This is a genomic window from Clavibacter sp. MX14-G9D (genome assembly GCF_032917815.1).
Taxonomy (GTDB): domain Bacteria; phylum Actinomycetota; class Actinomycetes; order Actinomycetales; family Microbacteriaceae; genus Clavibacter; species Clavibacter michiganensis_K.
The window spans coordinates 1-18219 of record NZ_JAVCVL010000033.1; the positions used below are offsets into that span (position 1 = coordinate 1).

General features: G+C 73.1%; 24 protein-coding genes and 2 tRNA genes. 9 read left to right on the plus strand and 17 right to left on the minus strand.

What is annotated here, in order from left to right:
• Positions 1–15 precede the first annotated feature (15 nt).
• Entirely contained in the window at positions 16–642 is a 627-nt protein-coding gene (locus tag Q6969_RS05090) for a DsbA family protein (RefSeq protein WP_317229462.1), read from the minus strand.
• 147 nt (positions 643–789) lie between these two features.
• Here Q6969_RS05090 and pepN point away from each other — a divergent pair, with 147 nt between their 5' ends.
• The 3 genes from pepN to Q6969_RS05105 all read left to right on the plus strand — a co-directional run bounded on the left by pepN (position 790) and on the right by Q6969_RS05105 (position 5210).
• On the plus strand, positions 790–3333 hold the full coding sequence (pepN, locus tag Q6969_RS05095) for an aminopeptidase N (protein ID WP_317229463.1): 2544 nt from the start codon (positions 790–792) through the stop codon (positions 3331–3333).
• 222 nt (positions 3334–3555) lie between these two features.
• Entirely contained in the window at positions 3556–4815 is a 1260-nt protein-coding gene (locus Q6969_RS05100; protein WP_317229464.1) for a mechanosensitive ion channel domain-containing protein, read from the plus strand.
• Positions 4815–5210, plus strand: a complete 396-nt coding sequence (locus Q6969_RS05105; RefSeq protein WP_317229465.1) for a globin — start codon at positions 4815–4817, stop codon at positions 5208–5210. Before Q6969_RS05100 ends, Q6969_RS05105 begins: the two co-directional genes overlap by 1 nt.
• Before the next feature lie 32 nt (positions 5211–5242).
• Here the strand turns inward: Q6969_RS05105 and Q6969_RS05110 are convergent, their stop codons facing one another.
• A complete protein-coding gene (locus Q6969_RS05110; RefSeq protein WP_317229466.1) occupies positions 5243–5938 on the minus strand; it encodes a hypothetical protein in 696 nt (231 codons plus the stop codon).
• An 82-nt stretch (positions 5939–6020) separates the two neighbouring features.
• On the opposite strand from Q6969_RS05110, the gene Q6969_RS05115 reads away from it, so the two are divergent.
• Complete coding sequence (locus Q6969_RS05115; RefSeq protein ID WP_317229467.1) at positions 6021–6926, plus strand: acyl-CoA thioesterase II; 906 nt, start codon at positions 6021–6023, stop codon at positions 6924–6926.
• A gap of 52 nt (positions 6927–6978) precedes the next feature.
• Here the strand turns inward: Q6969_RS05115 and Q6969_RS05120 are convergent, their stop codons facing one another.
• From Q6969_RS05120 to msrA, 7 genes are all read right to left on the minus strand, one after another.
• Complete coding sequence (locus Q6969_RS05120) at positions 6979–7458, minus strand: thioesterase family protein (RefSeq protein ID WP_317229468.1); 480 nt, start codon at positions 7456–7458, stop codon at positions 6979–6981.
• Positions 7459–7462: 4 nt separating this feature from the next.
• Positions 7463–9145, minus strand: a complete 1683-nt coding sequence (gene ettA, locus Q6969_RS05125) for an energy-dependent translational throttle protein EttA (protein ID WP_317229469.1) — start codon at positions 9143–9145, stop codon at positions 7463–7465.
• A 62-nt stretch (positions 9146–9207) separates the two neighbouring features.
• On the minus strand, positions 9208–9687 hold the full coding sequence (locus tag Q6969_RS05130; RefSeq protein WP_317229470.1) for a DUF6993 domain-containing protein: 480 nt from the start codon (positions 9685–9687) through the stop codon (positions 9208–9210).
• Entirely contained in the window at positions 9684–10247 is a 564-nt protein-coding gene (locus tag Q6969_RS05135; protein WP_317229471.1) for a MarR family transcriptional regulator, read from the minus strand. Before Q6969_RS05135 ends, Q6969_RS05130 begins: the two co-directional genes overlap by 4 nt.
• Positions 10244–10654 carry a hypothetical protein gene (locus Q6969_RS05140; protein WP_317229472.1) on the minus strand — a complete coding sequence of 137 codons (411 nt, stop codon included), beginning with the start codon at positions 10652–10654 and terminating at the stop codon, positions 10244–10246. Before Q6969_RS05140 ends, Q6969_RS05135 begins: the two co-directional genes overlap by 4 nt.
• Before the next feature lie 221 nt (positions 10655–10875).
• A complete protein-coding gene (locus Q6969_RS05145; RefSeq protein WP_317229473.1) occupies positions 10876–11142 on the minus strand; it encodes a hypothetical protein in 267 nt (88 codons plus the stop codon).
• A 106-nt stretch (positions 11143–11248) separates the two neighbouring features.
• Positions 11249–11776 carry a peptide-methionine (S)-S-oxide reductase MsrA gene (gene msrA, locus Q6969_RS05150; protein WP_086526689.1) on the minus strand — a complete coding sequence of 176 codons (528 nt, stop codon included), beginning with the start codon at positions 11774–11776 and terminating at the stop codon, positions 11249–11251.
• Positions 11777–11946: 170 nt separating this feature from the next.
• On the opposite strand from msrA, the gene Q6969_RS05155 reads away from it, so the two are divergent.
• Both Q6969_RS05155 and Q6969_RS05160 read left to right on the plus strand, forming a co-directional pair.
• Positions 11947–12183, plus strand: a complete 237-nt coding sequence (locus tag Q6969_RS05155; RefSeq protein WP_317229474.1) for a hypothetical protein — start codon at positions 11947–11949, stop codon at positions 12181–12183.
• Positions 12184–12264: 81 nt separating this feature from the next.
• Positions 12265–12972, plus strand: a complete 708-nt coding sequence (locus tag Q6969_RS05160) for a hypothetical protein (protein WP_317229475.1) — start codon at positions 12265–12267, stop codon at positions 12970–12972.
• Between the two features lie 76 nt (positions 12973–13048).
• Here Q6969_RS05160 and nadE read toward each other — a convergent pair whose 3' ends face one another.
• The 4 genes from nadE to Q6969_RS05180 all read right to left on the minus strand — a co-directional run bounded on the left by nadE (position 13049) and on the right by Q6969_RS05180 (position 14566).
• Positions 13049–13870: an ammonia-dependent NAD(+) synthetase gene (gene nadE / locus Q6969_RS05165; RefSeq protein ID WP_317229476.1), complete on the minus strand. Its 822-nt coding sequence runs from the start codon at positions 13868–13870 to the stop codon at positions 13049–13051.
• Between the two features lie 40 nt (positions 13871–13910).
• Positions 13911–13983 (minus strand) — tRNA-Arg (locus tag Q6969_RS05170).
• 14 nt (positions 13984–13997) lie between these two features.
• On the minus strand, positions 13998–14345 hold the full coding sequence (locus Q6969_RS05175) for a thioredoxin family protein (protein ID WP_317229477.1): 348 nt from the start codon (positions 14343–14345) through the stop codon (positions 13998–14000).
• A 5-nt stretch (positions 14346–14350) separates the two neighbouring features.
• Positions 14351–14566, minus strand: coding sequence for an SCO4848 family membrane protein (locus tag Q6969_RS05180; protein ID WP_317229478.1), 216 nt, complete (start codon positions 14564–14566; stop codon positions 14351–14353).
• A gap of 59 nt (positions 14567–14625) precedes the next feature.
• Between Q6969_RS05180 and orn the strand changes: the two genes are divergently transcribed.
• From orn to Q6969_RS05195, 3 genes are all read left to right on the plus strand, one after another.
• Complete coding sequence (orn, locus tag Q6969_RS05185) at positions 14626–15246, plus strand: oligoribonuclease (RefSeq protein WP_317229479.1); 621 nt, start codon at positions 14626–14628, stop codon at positions 15244–15246.
• Positions 15247–15289: 43 nt separating this feature from the next.
• Positions 15290–15365 (plus strand) — tRNA-His (locus Q6969_RS05190).
• 122 nt (positions 15366–15487) lie between these two features.
• On the plus strand, positions 15488–15838 hold the full coding sequence (locus Q6969_RS05195) for a metallopeptidase family protein (protein WP_317229480.1): 351 nt from the start codon (positions 15488–15490) through the stop codon (positions 15836–15838).
• A gap of 105 nt (positions 15839–15943) precedes the next feature.
• Here the strand turns inward: Q6969_RS05195 and Q6969_RS05200 are convergent, their stop codons facing one another.
• The 4 genes from Q6969_RS05200 to Q6969_RS05215 form a co-directional block, all read right to left on the minus strand.
• On the minus strand, positions 15944–16216 hold the full coding sequence (locus Q6969_RS05200; protein ID WP_317229481.1) for a hypothetical protein: 273 nt from the start codon (positions 16214–16216) through the stop codon (positions 15944–15946).
• Positions 16217–16225: 9 nt separating this feature from the next.
• Complete coding sequence (locus tag Q6969_RS05205; protein ID WP_317229482.1) at positions 16226–16774, minus strand: AAA family ATPase; 549 nt, start codon at positions 16772–16774, stop codon at positions 16226–16228.
• On the minus strand, positions 16764–17555 hold the full coding sequence (locus Q6969_RS05210) for an energy-coupling factor transporter transmembrane component T (protein ID WP_317229483.1): 792 nt from the start codon (positions 17553–17555) through the stop codon (positions 16764–16766). The genes Q6969_RS05205 and Q6969_RS05210 overlap by 11 nt, the downstream gene beginning before the upstream one ends.
• A partial coding sequence (locus Q6969_RS05215; protein WP_317229484.1) for an ABC transporter ATP-binding protein occupies positions 17552–18219 on the minus strand: 668 nt, incomplete at its 5' end. The genes Q6969_RS05210 and Q6969_RS05215, both read right to left, overlap by 4 nt.

Sequence of the window (18219 nt, forward strand, 5' to 3'; positions counted from 1 at the left end):
CGCGACGGGGATTGGTCAGTCGAAGATGGGGCCCACGGTGCGCGAGCGCTTGATCTCGAAGAAGCCGGGGTACGCGGCGACGGCCACGACGCCGTCCCACAGGCGCACGGCCTCCTCGCCCGTCGGCGCCGGGGAGATGACGGGACCGAAGAAGGCGACGCCGTCGACCGAGATCACGGGCGTGCCGACGTCCTGGCCGACCCGCTCGATCCCGTCGAAGTGGCTCGCGCGCATGGGCTCGTCGTACCGGTCGGTGCGGCTGGTCTCGGCGAGCTCGGCGGGGAGGCCGAGCTCGGCCAGCACCTCGGGGATGACGACGTCCGCGTCGGTGTTCCCCTGCAGGTGGATGCGCGCCCCGAGCGCGTCGTAGAGGGGCTTGACGTGCGGGGCGCCGTGCTCGGCCTCGACCGCGGCGACGAGGCGCGTGAAGCGGAGCGCGCGCGGGAGGAACTCGGCGAAGTGCGGGTCGTCGGCCTTGTCCTCGTTGAGGACGGCGAGGCTCATGACGCGCCAGGTGATGTCGAGGTCCCGGTGACGGGCGACCTCGTCGACCCAGCGGGAGGTCATCCACGCCCAGGGGCAGGACGGGTCGAACCAGAACTCGACGGCGGTGGTGCGGGGGCTGCTCTGAACGTCGGACATGCCGCCAGCCTAGGTCAGCCGACGGAATAGGATCGGCTCCGAAGCGGCGCCGCTCCGCCCCGGCACCCGCGGTCACCGACCGCCCGGTGCACCGTCACGCGAGGCGCGTCCGCCGGCCCACCCACCTCACGGACGAGCAGGAGCACCATGCCAGGAGAGAACCTCACCCGCGTCGAGGCCGAGGAGCGCGCCGCGCTCCTCGCCGTGTCCGAGTACGACGTCGCGCTCGACCTCACCCGCGGGGCCGAGGTGTTCGGATCCGCGACGACCGTGCGCTTCACGGCGACGGCCGGCGCGTCGACCTTCATCGACGCCATCACGCGCGCGGTGCGCTCCGTCACGCTCAACGGCCGCGAGCTCGACCCGGCCGACGTGAGCGACGGCGTGCGCATCCGCCTCGACGACCTCGCGCAGGAGAACGAGCTGACGGTCGTCGCCGACGCGATGTACACGAACACGGGCGAGGGCCTGCACCGCTTCGTCGACCCGGTCGACGACGAGGTGTACCTCTACTCGCAGTTCGAGGTCCCGGACTCGCGCCGCATGTTCGCGGTGTTCGAGCAGCCGGACCTCAAGGCCGTCTTCCGCTTCCGGGTCACGGCGCCGGCGCACTGGGAGGTCGTCTCCAACTCCCCCACCCCCGAGCCCACCGCGGCCGCCGACGGCGCGTCCACGTGGACCTTCGAACCCACGCTCCGCATGTCGAGCTACATCACGGCGCTCATCGCGGGCCCCTACGGCGTGGTCCGCAGCGAGCTGACGTCGAGCGACGGCCGCACCATCCCCCTCGGCGTGTTCGCCCGGAAGTCGCTCATGGAGCACCTCGACGCCGACTACGTCTTCGACAAGACCCGCGAGGGCTTCCGCTTTTACGAGGAGCGCTTCGCGTACCCGTACCCGTTCCCGAAGTACGACCAGCTCTTCGTCCCCGAGTTCAACGCGGGCGCCATGGAGAACGCGGGCGCCGTCACGTTCGTGGAGAGCTACGTCTTCCGCTCCAAGGTCACCGACGCGGTCAAGGAGCGCCGGGTCACGACGATCCTGCACGAGCTCGCGCACATGTGGTTCGGCGACCTCGTGACCATGAAGTGGTGGGACGACCTGTGGCTCAACGAGTCCTTCGCCACCTACATCTCGACCCTCGCCACCGCCGAGGCCACCGAGTGGACGGGGGCCTGGACGACCTTCAACGCGGGAGAGAAGTCCTGGGCGTACAACCAGGACCAGCTGCCGAGCACGCACCCCGTCTACGCCACCATCAACGACCTGGAGGACGTGCAGGTCAACTTCGACGGCATCACCTACGCCAAGGGCGCCTCGGTGCTCCGCCAGCTCGTGGCCTACGTCGGCCAGGACGAGTTCCTCGCGGGCGTCGCCGCGTACTTCCAGCGCCATGCCTTCGGCAACTCCACGCTCCGCGACTTCACGTCCGAGCTCGAGGGCACGAGCGGACGGGATCTCGAGCGCTGGACCGACCTGTGGCTGAAGACCTCGGGCGTGAACACCCTGCGCCCGGAGATCCAGACGGACGAGGACGGCGTCATCACCTCGTTCGCCGTGCTGCAGGAGGCGGCGGAGGACTACCCGACGCTCCGCCCGCACCGGCTCGCGATCGGCTTCTACGAGCTGCGCGACGCGCACCTGGTCCGCACCGAGCGGTTCGAGCTGGACGTCGACGGCGACCGGACGGAGGTCGCCGAGCTCGTCGGCCGCCAGCGTCCCGCGCTCGTGCTGCTGAACGACGACGACCTGACGTACGCCAAGGTCCGGCTGGACGCCGCCTCCCTCGAGGTCGCCATGCGGCACCTCGCCGCGTTCGAGGACTCCCTGGCCCGGTCGCTCGTGTTCGCCTCCGTGTGGGACGCGACGCGCGACGGCGAGATCCGGGCCCGCGACTACGCGCGCCTCGTGCTCGACAACGTCGCCACCGAGGACGAGTCGACCGCCCTCCGCTACGCGCTCGCGCAGCTCACGGTCGCCGCGTCCTCGTACTCGGCGCCCGACCACCGCCAGGAGCTGCTGGCGACGGTCGCGACCGAGCTCTGGGCCCTCACCGCCCAGGCGGCGCCCGGATCCGACAACCAGTTCCAGTTCCTGCGCACGTTCGCGCAGGTCGCCTCCGAGCCGGCGCAGCTGGACCACGTGCAGGCGCTCCTCGACGGCACGGAGACGCTCGAGGGCGTGGAGATCGACGCCGACCTCCGCTGGGAGCTCCTCACGGCGCTCGTCGCGGGCGGCCGAGCGGGCACGGCGGACATCGACGCGGCGCTCGCGGCCGATCGCACGGCCACGGGAGCGCAGTCCGCCGCGCAGGCGCGTGCGGCGCTGCCCACCGCGGAGGGCAAGCAGGCGGCGTGGGCGTCGGTCTGGGAGGCCGACACCGAGCCGAACACGATCGTCCGCACCACGGGGCTCGGCTTCCGCCGCGCCGCGGACACCGAGCTGCTCCGGCCCTACGTGGGCGCCTACTTCGACGCGCTGCAGGGCGTCTGGGAGTCGCGGAGCTACGCCATCGCGGCGGCGCTCATCGGCGGCTTCTACCCCTCGCCGCTCGCCGACGAGGAGCTCCGCGACGCGACCGTCGCCTGGCTCGACGCCAACCCCGAGCCGCCGGCGCTCCGCCGCCTCGTCAGCGAGCTGCTGTCGGGCGTGGAGCGGGCGCTCCGGGCGCAGGCGAAGGACGCCGAGTAGCAAACGCTCCACCGCACCATCCGACGGGGACGACCGCGCAGGCGGGCGTCCCCGTCGTCGCGTCGGGGCGGGCGTCGGGCCGGGGCGGGCGTCGGGTGGGGCGCTCCGGGTCGCGCCGCGTGGCCGCGCTCCCTCCGCGGATCCCCGGTCGTCCAGGGAGGCCGCCGGTACACTCGTCCGGATGACCTCCCCTCTCCTCCTCCCCGCCGGAAGCGCGTCGCGATGGACCTGAGCATGGTGTGCTGCGGCGACGGCTCGTTCTTCTCCACCTGGGGCACGCTCATCCAGGTCCTCTCGATCCTCATCGGCGCGGTCCTCGCCCGGTGGATCCTGCTCGTCGTGATCCGCAACACGGTCGACCAGATCGTCTCCGGCGTCAAGAAGCGCCAGAACGTCGACGACACCCAGTCGATCCAGGCCTCCCCGCTCACGGCCGTCCGCGTCGTGCAGCGGACGCGCACCCTCGGCAGCGTCCTCAGCAACATCACGACCGTCGTCATCGTCGTGATCGCCATCTCGCTGTTCATCAACGTGGTCGCCCCCGGCGTCCTCACCTCCCTCGCCCTCCTCACCGCCGCCCTCGGTGCGGGCCTCGGCTTCGGCGCGCAGAACATCGTGAAGGACATCCTCAACGGCATGTTCATGGTCGTCGAGGACCAGCTCGGCGTCGGCGACGTCGTCGACGTGGGTCCGGCGACGGGGGTCGTCGAGACCGTCGGCATCCGCATCACGACCCTCCGCGACGTCAACGGGACGCTCTGGTTCGTCCGCAACGGCGAGATCCTGCGCGTCGGCAACATGTCCCAGGGCTGGGCGCGCGTCGTCATCGACCTGGCGGTCCCCTACGAGACCGACGTGCGGGCCGTGCAGGAGCGCATGCTCGCGACCGCCACCGAGCTCGCGGGCACGCCCAAGTGGCGCTCGCGCATCGTCGAGAAGCCCGAGCTCTGGGGCATCGAGTCGATCTCCGAGTCCGCGGTCGTCATCCGCATCGTCGTGAAGACCCGCAGCAACGCCCGGGACGACGTCTCGCGCGAGCTCCGCACCCGCCTCAAGGGGGCACTCGACGCCATGGGCGTGACGCTCCCGTCGCTCGCCGCCGTCGTCCTCACGGGCTTCGACAGCGCGGCCAGCGTCGGCGGGGCGCATCCGCCCCGCACGGCCTCCACGCCCGTGCAGCAGCCGGAGCAGCCGGCGCCCCGGAAGCGCGCCCGCAAGGTCACGCAGCGGCACCCCGGTGCCCCCATAGCGGGGTCAGCGTCTCCCGTCGTCCGCGGAGCCGCGGGTGCCCGGCCGGACCCGCGCTCGACGCAGGCGATCCCGGCCCAGTCCGCGACGCCCCCGCGCTCCGCCGACCAGGAGCTCGACGAGGACGAGGTCACCGCAACCTGGACGGTCCTCCCCGAGGACCCGACCGCGGCGAAGCCGCCCCGCGGTCCGCGCACGCCCCGCACGACCGCCACCCCGCCCGAGGAGTCCTGATGGCCGACCTGCTCTCGAGCTCCTTCCACGGCGACGTCGGCGGCCGCCCCACGTTCGAGAAGCTGGTGCGCGAGTTCTACCGCGGCGTCGCCGAGGACCCCGTGCTCGTCGCCATGTACCCGGAGGAGGACCTCGAGGGTGCCATCCAGCGCCTCACGGGCTTCCTCGAGCAGTACTGGGGAGGTCCGACGACCTACAGCGAGGAGCGCGGCCACCCGCGCCTGCGCATGCGGCACATGCCGTTCCGGGTGAATCCGGACGCGCGCGACCGCTGGCTCGCGCACATGCGCGTGGCCGTCGACACGCTCGACCTGTCGCCCCTGCACGAGGCGCAGCTCTGGGACTACCTCGAGCGCGCGGCGCACGCGATGGTCAACACCTTCGACGAGAGCTGAGGGCTTCGCGCGAGGGCCGGGACGGACCGGCCCTACAGCCGCCGCACGAGCACGTGCCCGCGCGCGGTCGTGAGCCGCGTCCACGGCCCGGTGCGGAACACCGCGACGGGCGCCTCGTCGTCGTCCGGCGTCGCGTCCGGGGCGGGATCCGGTCCGAGGAAGCCCAGGCTGTAGGCGGCGAACGCGCCGCCCGCGACGACGTCCGGCGCGCCCTCGACGGGACGGCCCCACACCTCGCCGCGGACGCGCGTGACGATCTGCTCGCCGATGCCGGTCGGCACGGCTGCCGCGACCTCGTCGATCCCCGCGTGGGCGGCGCTCCGCAGCACGGCCGGCGACACGTCCGGGATGCGCTCCCAGCCCGCGCGCGGCGGCGAGATGCCCGCCCACGGCGCCGTCGCGGTGTCCGGCGGCACGAGGACGCCGACCGGCTCCCCGGGCGACCCGGTCGCCGGCCCCTCCAGGCGCGCGAGGCGGTCCAGCAGCGCGCGGATCGGCACCACGCTGTCCACGGGCGCCTGCGTCTCGGCCGCGAAGGTGCGCAGGCCGAGCACGGTCGGCGACCGGTCCAGGAGGCCGGCGGGCTGCAGCACCGACGTGTAGACGGCGAGCACGCCGCCCGATCCGATGAGGCGCACGGCCCCGTCGTCGACGCGGGCGGAGCGGCCGAGGAAGGTCTGCAGATCGCCGAGGGCGAGGGCGTCCCGGAGGGCGAAGGAGGGCGTCATGGCCTGTCTAAGCTACTGGATGCGCCCCGGCGAACCGCCGGGCGCCCGGTCACCCGAGGCCGGCCCGTCAGGCGGAGGAACCATGACCGACCACGCATCCGACATCCCGGACGACGGCCCGCTCGCCGGCCTGCTCACCGCCCTCGACCTCACCGACACGGGCGCCCGCACGAGCGAGGACATCTCCACCGGCCCCTCGCAGTGGATGCCCATGGGCCGCGTCTTCGGCGGGCAGGTCCTCGCCCAGTCTCTGGTCGCGGCCATGCGCACGACCGACGCCGACCGCCGCCCGCACAGCATGCACGGGTACTTCCTCCGCCCCGGGGACGTCACCAAGCCCATCACCTTCTCGGTCGACCGCATCCACGACGGCCGCTCGTTCTCCACGCGGCGCACGCAGGCGTACCAGGACGGCCGCCCGATCCTCTCGATGATCGCGTCGTTCCAGGACGCGGACGAGGGGCTCGAGCACCAGGCGCCCATGCCCGAGGGCATCCCTGAGCCCGAGACCCTGCCGAGCGCGCGCGACGTCCTCTCCCGCATCGACCACCCGGTCGCCGCGCACTGGGCGAACGACCGCCCCTTCGACATGCGGCACGTCGAGCAGCCCGTCTACTTCGGCGCGGCGGAGGAGCGCGTCGCGCACCAGGCCGTGTGGATCCGCGCGATCGGCCGGCTGCCGGACGACCCGGCCGTGCACCTGGCCTCGCTGGCGTACGCGAGCGACTACTCGATCCTCGAGTCCATCTACCGCCGCCACGGCCTCTCCTGGGCGACCCCGGGCATCAAGGCCGCGAGCCTCGACCACGCCATGTGGTTCCACCGCTTCGGCCGCGCCGACGAGTGGATGCTCTACGTGCAGGAGTCGACGAGCGCGCAGGGCGGACGCGGCCTGTCCCTCGGGCGGATCTACTCGCGGGACGGCGTGCTCCTCGCGAGCGTCGCCCAGGAGGGCATGGTGCGGGTGCCGCAGGACCCGCGCGGCTGAGCGCCGATGCGGTCCGGCCTCCGGCGCACGACACGCGAGGCGCCGATCCGCCTCAGCCGCGTCGGCTGAACGCGACGGGCTCCTCGAGGTAGCGGGCCCAGGCGGCGCGCTCGTCCTCGGAGATGCGGCGGGGCCGTCCCGTCCGCGCGTCGACCAGCACGATCGTGGTCGACGCGCGCGCGTAGAGCGCGGCGGGCTCGACGCCCGCCGGGGTCCGCACCTCGTAGCACGCCTCGAGGCTGGATCCCCCGAGCCGCCCGAGCCACACCTGCACGTCCAGCGGCCGGCGGCCGTAGGAGATGGGCAGCAGGTACTCGATCTCCTGGCGGGCGATCATCGTCATCGTCTCCGCGCCCGCCGTCGCGTCGATGAGCGCCATGCCCGGGTCCACGCCGTCGCCGTCGTCGTCGCTCCGCCAGAACGCCCGGACGCGGGCCTCCTCGAGGAGCCGCAGCACCTCCACGTTGTTCACGTGGTCGTAGGCGTCGAGGTCGGCCCACCGGAGGTGGACGGGGACGCGGACCCGGGTCACGCCGCTAGTCCCGCGTGAGCTTGCGGTAGGCGGAGCGGTGCGGCTTCGCCGCGTCCGCGCCGAGCCGCTCGATCTTGTTCTGCTCGTACGACTCGAAGTTGCCCTCGAACCAGTACCAGTTGGCCGGGTCCTCCTCGGTGCCCTCGTAGGACAGGATGTGCGTCGCGATGCGGTCGAGGAACCACCGGTCGTGGGTGATGACCACGGCGCAGCCGGGGAACTCGAGGAGCGCGTTCTCGAGGCTCCCGAGGGTCTCGACGTCCAGGTCGTTGGTGGGCTCGTCGAGCAGGAGCAGGTTGCCGCCCTGCTTGAGGGTGAGCGCGAGGTTCAGGCGGTTGCGCTCCCCACCGGAGAGGATGCCCGCCTTCTTCTGCTGGTCCGGGCCCTTGAAGCCGAAGGTCGAGACGTAGGCGCGCGCGGGCACCTCCTGCTTGCCGACCTGGATGTAGTCCTGGCCGTCCGACACCACCTCGAAGAGCGACTTCTCGGGGTCGATGCCGCCACGGCTCTGGTCGACGTAGGAGATGTCGACGGTGTCGCCGACCTTGAGCTCCCCGGCGTCGAGCGGCTCGAAGCCCACGATGGTCTTGAACAGGGTGGTCTTGCCGACGCCGTTCGGGCCGATGACGCCCACGATGCCGTTGCGGGGCAGGGTGAACGAGAGGTCGTCGATGAGGACGCGCTCCCCGAACTGCTTGTGGAGCTTCTTCGCGTCGATGACCTGCGACCCGAGGCGCGGCCCGACGGGGATCTGGATCTCCTCGAAGTCCAGCTTCCTCGTGCGCTCCGCCTCGGTCACCATCTCCTCGTAGCGCGCGAGGCGCGCCTTCGACTTCGCCTGGCGGCCCTTCGCGTTGCTGCGCACCCAGTCGAGCTCCTCCGCGAGGCGCTTGGAGAGCTTCGCGTCCTTCTTGCCCTGGACGCTGAGCCGCTCCTGCTTCTTCTCGAGGTAGGTCGAGTAGTTGCCCTCGTACGGGTAGAGCCGGCCGCGGTCGACCTCGGCGATCCACTCGGCGACGTGGTCGAGGAAGTACCGGTCGTGGGTCACTGCGAGGACGGCACCCGGGTACTTGGAGAGGTGCTGCTCGAGCCAGAGCACGCTCTCGGCGTCGAGGTGGTTGGTGGGCTCGTCCAGGAGGAGCAGGTCGGGCTTCTGGAGCAGCAGCTTGCAGAGCGCCACGCGGCGCTTCTCGCCGCCGGAGAGGTTGGCCACGGACGCGTCGCCCGGCGGGGTGCGCAGCGCGTCCATGGCCTGCTCGAGCTGCGAGTCGAGCTCCCAGCCGTCGGCGGCGTCGATGGCCTCCTGGAGCGTGCCTATCTCGGCGAGCAGGGTGTCGAAGTCGGCGTCGGGCTCGGCCATGGCCGCGGCGATCTCGTTGTAGCGGTCGACCTGCGCCTTGAGCGGGCCGACGCCCTCCTGGACGTTCTCGAGCACGGTCTTGGACTCGTCGAGCTCGGGCTCCTGCATCAGGATCCCCACGGTGTAGCCGGGCGACAGCTTCGCCTCGCCGTTGCTGGGCGTGTCCAGGCCCGCCATGATCTTCAGGATCGTCGACTTGCCCGCGCCGTTCGGTCCGACGACGCCGATCTTCGCGCCGGGGATGAACGACATGGTGACGTCGTCGAGGATCAGCTTGTCGCCGACCGACTTCCGGGCGCGGACCATCGAGTAGATGTATTCAGCCATGCCCCGAGTCTATTGAGTGACGCGGTGCCCGGGTGCCGCGCGCGGGGGCCGGCCCACGCCGTTCACCAGTCGATCGCGCGGGTCTGCCCGACCAGGCATCGATCGGACGAGAGGGCGGGTTCCACGTGCGCGCTGAAGCCGTCCTGCGCCCGCTGGCCGATGAGGCAGCCGTCGTCGAGGCGCACCGACACCAGGATCGAGTCGACCGAGTTGCCGAGCGGGGTCGCGTCGGCGGTCACCTCCATGCGGTCCTTCGGGAAGCCCGCGGCGACCAGGGCGTCCACGAGGGCGCGGCCCTGCGCGTTGGGGTCGGCGGCGACGACCCCGCCGGCCGTGGCCTCGAAGGCGGGCAGGTTCTCCTCGGCGGTGCCACCGGCGTCGACGGGCGCGATCGTGGGCTCGGCCGAGGCCGAGGCCGAGGCAGAAGGGCCGGCCGCCGCGGTGGGCGTCGCCGGGTCCGGAGCCGGTCCCTGCGTGCAGGCGGAGAGGAGCAGGGCGCCGAGGACGGCGGGCGCCGCCAGGGCGCGGACGGCGCGGATCACGCCGCGGACTCGTCCGCGCAGGCCCGCTCGACGTCGCGGTCGGGCGCCGGCGGGATGGCGAGGTCGTCGCCGTGGACGCTCCCCGGGTCGGCGTCGAGGGAGGATGCGCTCATGCTCGCGAGGATATCCCGCGCGATCGCCTCGAGCTGGGAGGTCTGCTCGTCGGTCAGCGGGTCGAACACCGTGCGGAGGACCTCCTCGGCATGACCCGGGGCCGCCGCCTCGAGCGTGGCGCGACCCTCGTCCGTGAGCTCCGCGAGGAGGCTCCGCCCGTCCCGGGGCGACGGCGTGCGGCGCACCCACCCCATCTGCTCGAGCCGCGTCACGGCGTGCGACGTGCGGCTCGCGGAGGCCTGGAGCGCTCGCGCCAGCACGCTCATCGGCAGGGCTCCCTCCTCCGCCTCCGACAGGCGCACGAGGATCATGTAGTAGGCGTGGGGCATCCCGGACTCGTGCAGGAGCTGCCGCTCGATGCGCTCGCTGACGTGCTTGAGGGCGACGATCACGGTCCGCCAGGCACGCTGCTGATCCGGTTCGAGCCACCGGGGGGATCCGCTCATGGTCCGATCCTAGGCTCCGCGGTCCGCCCGTCGCCGGTCGGGTGGCGTCCCCGCGTGAGCACGGCGTCGGCCACGAGCTCGACCGCGTCGTCCTCGGGGCGGACAGCCCGCCGGGGCGTCAGCCGACCCCGGACGATCACCTCGTCGCCGACGGCCAGGCGCGACACGGCCCGCGCGGCTCCGGAGCCGCAGCAGACCGCCAGCAGCCCCGGACCGCGAGGCGCGAGACCCAGCGCGCTCGAGGCCGGCACGCCTCCGCGCTCCGCGGTGACCGGTCCGAGGAGGAGGGATGCGACCTCCCAGCCCGCCGCGGTGCGGATGCACCTCGGCGGGCTCGTGACCGATCCGCGCAGCGCCACGGGCACGGCACCTCCGCCCTCGTCGTCGATCCGTCCCGTGCCCGCCATGCCGCTCCCCCCGCACGGTCGCGCGACCGCACGAGCAGGATGCGTCCCGCGTGCGTGACGGGACGTCGGCGGGCGCCGCGCGTCTGACGCGCATCCTCCCCGCTGCCTGGGGAGGGGCGACGGGCGCCCGGGGTCATCCGGGCGGAGGCCTCGGCGCCCATCGGGGCGGAGCCCCGGTGCTCATCGCGGCAGCGGTCCCAGCGCGCCTCGGGGCGGAGACCCTAGTGCTCGTCGAAGCGGAGCTCGTCGTCCTGGCCCGACCGCAGGGCCGACTTCGCGATCTCCAGCGACGGGTAGGTGCCGGCCACGACCCCGCGGTGCAGCGGGCGTACCTCGTACCCGTCCTCGTGCGAGTGGATGGACGCGAGCGCACCCGTGGTCCCGAAGGCCACCCAGGTCTTGCCCGCGGTGCGCGGTACGCCGGACGTGCGGGTGCCCGAGTCCGTGCTCGTGCTCGTGCTCGTGCTCGTGGTGGTGCTCGTGGTCATCGACATCGTCGTCGCCTCTCCTCCCCGGGCTCCGTCGCCCGGACGTGCCGAGCGTACGCCGACGCCCCGCGGCCGTACAGGCCGCGGGGCGTCGGAGGTACGGGGATCAGGCGGCGCGCACGTACTGCGCGAACGACTTCCTCACCTTGTTGACCTTGGGCACGGCGACCGCGTTGCAGTAGCCCTGGCCCGGGTTCTTCGCGAAGAAGTCCTGGTGGTAGTCCTCCGCGTCGTACCAGGTGCCGACCGGCTCGATGGTGGTGACGGGCGTCCCGTCCCACAGCTCGCCGGCGCGGGAGATCGCGTCCCGGAACAGCTGCTCCTGCTCCGCGTCCGCCGGGAACATGGCCGAGCGGTACTGGGTGCCGACGTCGGCGCCCTGGCGGTTGAGCTGGCGAGGGTCGTGCAGCGTGAAGAACACGTCGAGGATGACGTCGGCGGGGATGACCTCCTCGTCGAAGACCACCTTCACCGCCTCGGCGTGCCCGGTCGCGCCCGTGCACACGGCGTCGTAGGAGGGGTGGGCGGTGTGACCGCCGATGTAGCCGGAGATGACGTCCTGGACACCGTCGAGGGTGCGGTACACCGCATCGAGGCACCAGAAGCAGCCGCCGGCGAGGATGAATGTCTGCATGGTCGTCGAACCTACTTCCCGTCGATGCGCGCGAGGTCCGCGGCGGTCGACATGGGAGGGAACCGTCATCGGACCGCGGGCATTCCTAGGGGCCCGGATGTCGGTGGTCCGCCGTAGCTTCGGGGACATCGGGACATCGCCGGGCCGGCGGCACGAGGACGGAGGACACCATGCCCAGCATCACCTACACCCCCCTGGCACGATCGGCAGCCCAGGTGCGCGAGCTGCACGACGGCCTCCTCCGCGTCACCCGGCCGGACGGCGCCGTCCTCGGCTACGTCGAGCGCATGCACGAGCCCGAGGGCGAGCGGTTCCGCGCCAAGCGCCTCCGTCGCGACGCCCGGGGCTTCGTGCCGCTCGGCGACTTCTGGGCCCTCCAGGACGCGGTCGACTGCCTTCGCTTCTGAGTCCGCTCCTCCGGGCGCACGGGGGCGACGCGCCCGCTCGACCTCCCCGGTGCGGACCGGGGCCCGGGGTACGGTCGCCGCATGCAGTGGTGGAATGATCTCCTCGATGCCCTCGCGTCCGAGCGGGGCACGCAGCTCCTCTCCGGCGTCGTCGTCCCCTTCGTCGCCATCGTGGTGGCCGGCGTGCTCGCCGCTGTCATCGCACGCGGTGCGACGCAGCGGATCCTCGCCCGTCACGACCGCGAGGTGAAGGCCGCCGCCATCGGCATGCTGGTCGACGCCGCGCGCCAGGCGTCGGTCTGGGACGGCCTGTCCGCGCCGGAGCGCCTCCTCGCCGACCGCGCCGCCGGCGAGGCGGACATCCGCATCCGCCTGCTGCCCGTGAAGGGCGCCGCCACCGCCGCCACCTGGGCCGCCCACGAGATCACCGAGTTCAAGCGCGGCAGCGGCAGCTTCGGCTTCCAGTTCGACGCGCAGCTCGCGGAGTTCCGCGATCGCATCGTGGAGTGGCAGCACCACCCGGGCCGCGCGCGCAAGATCTTCCAGGGCGACATCTCGCGCTGGCAGTTCGAGGACGACCAGCCGTCCGCCGACTCCCGCCCCGCGGGCACGCCGGCTCGCGCGCCGGAGCAGGCCGCCGTGGCGCCCGTCCCCGTGCCGTGGCGCAGCGGGACCGACGACCAGCCGGCGGCCGAGCGCCCCGTCGAGTCGCCCGACGAGCAGTACAGCCCCCCGGTCCCCTACTCCTCCGCCGCGAACTCGCGCACCGCGGAGGGCGAGCGGCGCTGACGCCGCCCCGCTCCGTGACGACGCCCCGCACCTCTCGAGAGGTGCGGGGCGTCGTCACGTCAGCCGAGGTGAGGGGTCACTTCCACCAGTCGTCGAACATGCTGGCGGGCACCCGCCGCTTGTGCTCGGTGCTCGTGTAGCGGGCCTCGATGGCCTCGGCCACCTCGTCGTCGACCTCGCGGCCCTCGAGGAAGTCGTCGATGTCGGCGTAGGTGAGGCCGAGGTTCGCCTCGTCGGTCTGGCCGGGGGTGTCGTCGAGGAGATCCGCGGTGGGCGCCTTGAGGTACAGCCGCTCCGGCGCCCCGAGGTGCTCCAGCAGCGCGCGGCCCTGGCGCTTGGTGAGGCCCGTCAGCGGGAGGACGTCCGCGCCGCCGTCCCCGTACTTCGTGAAGAACCCGGTGACCGCCTCGGCCGCGTGGTCCGTGCCGATGACGAGCAGCCGCGCCTGACCGGCCAGGGCGTACTGCGCGACCATGCGGGAACGGGCCTTCACGTTGCCCTTCGTGAAGTCCAGCATCCGGTGCCCGGCGGCGTCCGCGTACTCGGCCTCGAAGCCGTCGACGGCGCGCTTGATGTCGAAGACGACGCTCGACTTCGGCTGGATGAAGCGCAGGGCGAGTTGGGCGTCCTCCTCGTCCGCCTGCACCCCGTACGGGAGCCGAACGGCCACGAACTCCGCGAGGAGGCCCTCCGCGGCCAGCTCCTCGATCGCGAGCTGGGCCAGGCGCCCGGCGAGGGAGGAGTCCTGTCCGCCGCTGATGCCGAGGACGAAGCCCTCGGCCCCGGTGGACCGCAGGTAGGCCTTGAGGAAGTCCACGCGCCTGCGGACCTCGTCGGCGGGATCGATGGCTGGACGCACGTCGAGGGCGTCGATGATCTGTGACTGGATGTCGCGCATGCGTCGAATCTACGTCCGATCGCCCGCGCCCGACAGACGGTCCCCCCGGCGCGACTCGAACGCGCAACCGTCGGATTAGAAGGCCGATGCTCTATCCATTGAGCTACAGGGGGTCGAGACGAGGGTACTACGCGGGGTCGGCGGGGCCCGAGGGCCCGGGGCCGGTCGACCCGGGCAGCGCGTCCATCGCGCGCGCCACCGCCTGCAGCACCTGCGGGGCGGTGGGCACGCCCTCCGCGCGCAGGACCTCGCGGTCCCCTGCCCGCACGACGATGGTCGGCGTCGAGCGGATGCCCTCGGCCTCCGCAAGGTCGGGATGCGCCGCCACGTCGAGCTCCGCGACCTCCAACCACGGCAGCAGGCCCTGGACGTCGGCGAGGACGCGACGGGTCGCCTGGCACGGCACGCAGAAGAGCGACGAGTACATGACGACGCGCACGGCGTCGGCGTCGGCCGGGCTCTCCGCCCCCTCCACGGGGATCAGGAGAGGAACGCCGCGACGGCGGCGACGACGGAGACCAGGGCGAGGAGCAGCGAGACCGACACCAGCACGAGGTGCACCGTGTAGAAGGCCGTGCGCGAGCCGTCGGCGGCCCGGGCACGCGGATCCGTCGCGACGCGCTTCAGGAACCGCGGCCAGACCACGGCGTTCCAGACGCCGTTGACGAGCAGGAGGACGGCGAGGAGGGTGATCACTCCCCCATGGTAGGCGGCTGCGGATCAGGGGCGTCCGGGGCCGCCGATAGGATCGCAGGATGGGCAACAACGCGGACCGGCTGGTGTGGATCGACTGCGAGATGACGGGGCTCGACCTCGCGATCGACGAGCTGGTGGAGGTCGCGGTGGTCGTCACCGACTTCGACCTCGTACCCGTCGACGACGGCTTCACCATCGTCATCAACCCCGACCCCGCGGCGCTCGCCAACATGGGCGAGTTCGTCACCGACATGCACCGCTCCTCGGGCCTCCTGGACGAGATCCCCGGGGGCGTGAGCCTCGCCGACGCGGAGTTCGCGGTGCTCGAGTACCTGCTCCAGCACGTCCCGAACGGCGGCAAGGCACCCATCGCGGGCAACACCATCGGCACCGACCGCGCCTTCCTCGCGAAGTACATGCCCCGGGTCGACGCGCACCTGCACTACCGCAGCGTCGACGTCTCCTCCATCAAGGTGCTGGCGAAGGAGTGGTTCCCCCGGATCTACTTCAACTCCCCCGCGAAGAACGGCGGCCACCGCGCCCTCGCGGACATCCTCGAGTCGATCCGCGAGCTCGAGTACTACCGCCGTGCCGCCTTCGTGCCCGCCCCCGGGCCCGCCACGGAGGACGTGCAGGCCATCTCGGCGGACGTCACGTCCGCGTGGGCTCCGCGGCTGTAGTACCATCGTCATGGCCGTCCGCGAGAGCGGGATCGGCCGCATGGTGGGCGTAGCTCAGTTGGCAGAGCGCTGGCTTGTGGAGCCGGAAGTCGCGGGTTCGAGCCCCGTCGTCCACCCCACCGGGAAGGGCCGGGATCCGAGAGGGTCCCGGCCCTTCCGTCGTGTGGGCCCGTCCCGGCGTGGGCACGCGTCCCCCGACCGCCCCGAGGCTCCTCCCGGAGGGCGTGTGCGAGGCTGGAGCGTGCTGACCTGCGGACCCGAGGACTTCGAGCGACTGGTGATCGACGAGCTCGACGAGCTCCCCGACGAGATGGTCGAGGGGCTCGACAACGTGGTGTTCGTGGTCGAGGACCGCCCCGAGGACGAGTCGCTCGACCTCCTGGGCCTGTACGACGGCGTCGCCATGACCGAGCGCGGGCAGTACGGGTTCGGCGAGATGCCCGACCGGATCGTCGTGTACCGCGAACCGCACCTGCACGAGGCCGAGGACATGGACGCCCTCCGTGACCTGGTGCACGTCACGCTCGTGCACGAGATCGCGCACTTCCACGGCATCGACGACGACCGGCTGCACGAGCTGGGCTGGGCCTGACGCCTCCGCGGGACCCCGGTCGCCGGAGCCGGACGCACGACCGCCCGGAGCCGCAGGGCGGTCCGGGCGGTGGGCCGGCGCCTCAGGCGCCGGTGATCGTGCGGGTCAGAGCTCGAGGGACTCGTCGTCGCCCTCGCCGAGGACGTCGTCGCTGCCGTCGGCCACGAACGTGTACGTGACGCGCTGCTCGCCCGCGAACTCGGACACGGCGCCCGCGCGGTACTGGAACAGCGACTCCTTGCCCTCCACGGCGGACATCGTGCTGATGGTCTCGTCGTGCGTGCCGTCGACGAGGACGCGGGTCTCGGTGGTGCCCTCGAGCGGGCCGTCGGCGAAGACGGCGAGGTAGCGGACGTCGGACGGTGCGGAATCGGTCATGGACTCAGGCTACCCGGCCGTCGGCACGCCGTCCGTGCGCACGACGACGTCGGCCAGGCCCCGCGGATCCTCCCGTGCGAGGTGCCCGCGCCACTGCGCGTCCCACCGCTCCCACTCCACGGCGAACGCCTCCCCGTCCCGGGCGATCGCCCGGGCGCGGCGGACGTCGTCGTCGGCCTCCACCCAGATGCGGTGCGTCGCCAGCGCCGCCGTCGTGCGGGTGAGGGAGCCGCACCCCTCCACGACGAGCGGCCGGTCCGGATCGAGGTCGTGCCAGCCCGCGGGCGCGTCGCGCTCCCAGTCCCAGCGTCGCCACCGCGGACGTCCGCCCGGCCGCATCGCCGGCAGGACGTGCCGCTCGAGGTGCCGTGACGCCGCCTCGAGGCCGTCCCACCCGGGGTAGACGTCGTCGAGGCGGAGCAGCTGCGCACCGGGTCCGAGCTCCGCCGACGGGTCGCCCGCACGGACGAGCGCGTCGGCGAGCGTCGACTTGCCGGAGCCCGACGGACCGTCGACGAGGACCAGCGCCGGCCGCCGCTCCCCCGCGTCAGGCGGCAACGAAGTCCCAGGTGCCTGCGGCGACCGCCGCGGACACCGCGACGGCGGCCACGAGCACCGCGATCGCCAGCACCAGCGCCTCGCGACGGCCCACCGCGCTCGGCCGTGCCCACGTGCGCGTACCGGTGCCGCCGAAGCCGCGTGCCTCCATGGCGGTCGCGAGCTTGCTGCCCCGCCGGATCGAGAGCACCAGGAGCGCGAACGCCTGCCCGGCGAAGCGGCGGATGCGGCCGCGGTCGGCGACGCCGCGCGCCCGGCGCGCCAGCTCGAGCGACCGCCAGTCGTCCAGCAGGAGGCCCACGAGCCGGACGCCGGCCAGTGCGCCGAGGACGAACCGGGACGGGAGGCGCCACACCTGGGCGAGGCCGTCCGCGAGGTCGGTGGGGTCGACGTTGGAGAACAGGATGAGCGAGGCCACGCCGATGGCCAGGACCCGCAGCGTCGTGGCGACGGCGAGCAGCACCGAGCCCTCGCTGACGACCACCAGGAGGAACTGGGCGTACACGTCCCCCGACGTGCGGCCGTAGAGCAGGATCGTGAGCCCCGCGCCGGGCGCGGCGATCCACACGGGGATGCCCCGCAGGAGGAAGGCGCGGGCGCCGACGCCGGCCAGGGGCAGGAGCAGGAGCTCCAGCAGCAGGGCCGCCCCGGCCGAGACGACGTCGAGGCTGAGCACCAGCGCGAGGGTCAGCACGAGCGCGGCCGCGAGCCGCGCGACCGGGTTCACGGCCGCGAGGCCGGTCGCGCGGGCGGCGGGCAGCGCCACGGGCAGCCCGCTCACCGGACGACCTCGAGGCGCGCGGGAGAGCCGGCGAGGAGGTCGAGCCGCAGGACGTCGTCCGCCAGGGCGTCGACGAGGTCGACGTCGTGGGTGACGGCCAGGACGCCGACGCCGTCGCGGTCCACGAGCTCCGCGAGGAGCGCGACGAGCTCCGCCCAGGTGCGCGCGTCCTGGCCGAAGGTCGGCTCGTCGAGGACGAGGAGGCGCGGGGCGGTGGCGAGGGCGGTCGCGACGGAGAGGCGGCGCTTCTCCCCACCGGACAGCGTGAAGGGATTGGCCCGTGCGAGGCCGTCGAGGCGCAGGCGGACGAGCAGCTCGTCGACGCGGCGGGTCGCCTCCGCGGGATCCATGCCCACGGCGCGCGGCCCCACCTCGAGCTCGGCGCGCACCGTGGGGGCGAGGAACTGGTGCTCGGGATCCTGGAACACGGTGCCCACGCGCGCCGCGAGCTCGCGGGAGCGCCAGGCGGCGGGGTCGGGGCCGAGCCCGGCCGCGAGGTCCGCCTCGGCGACGACCCGGCCCGCGACCGGGGGCAGCAGTCCCCCGAGCGTCAGCGCGAGGGTGCTCTTCCCGCCGCCGTTGGGCCCGGTGAGGGCGGTGACCCTCCCCGATCCGAGCCCGAGGCCGATGCCGTCGGCCACGCGCGTTCCGCGGGCGCCGCCGC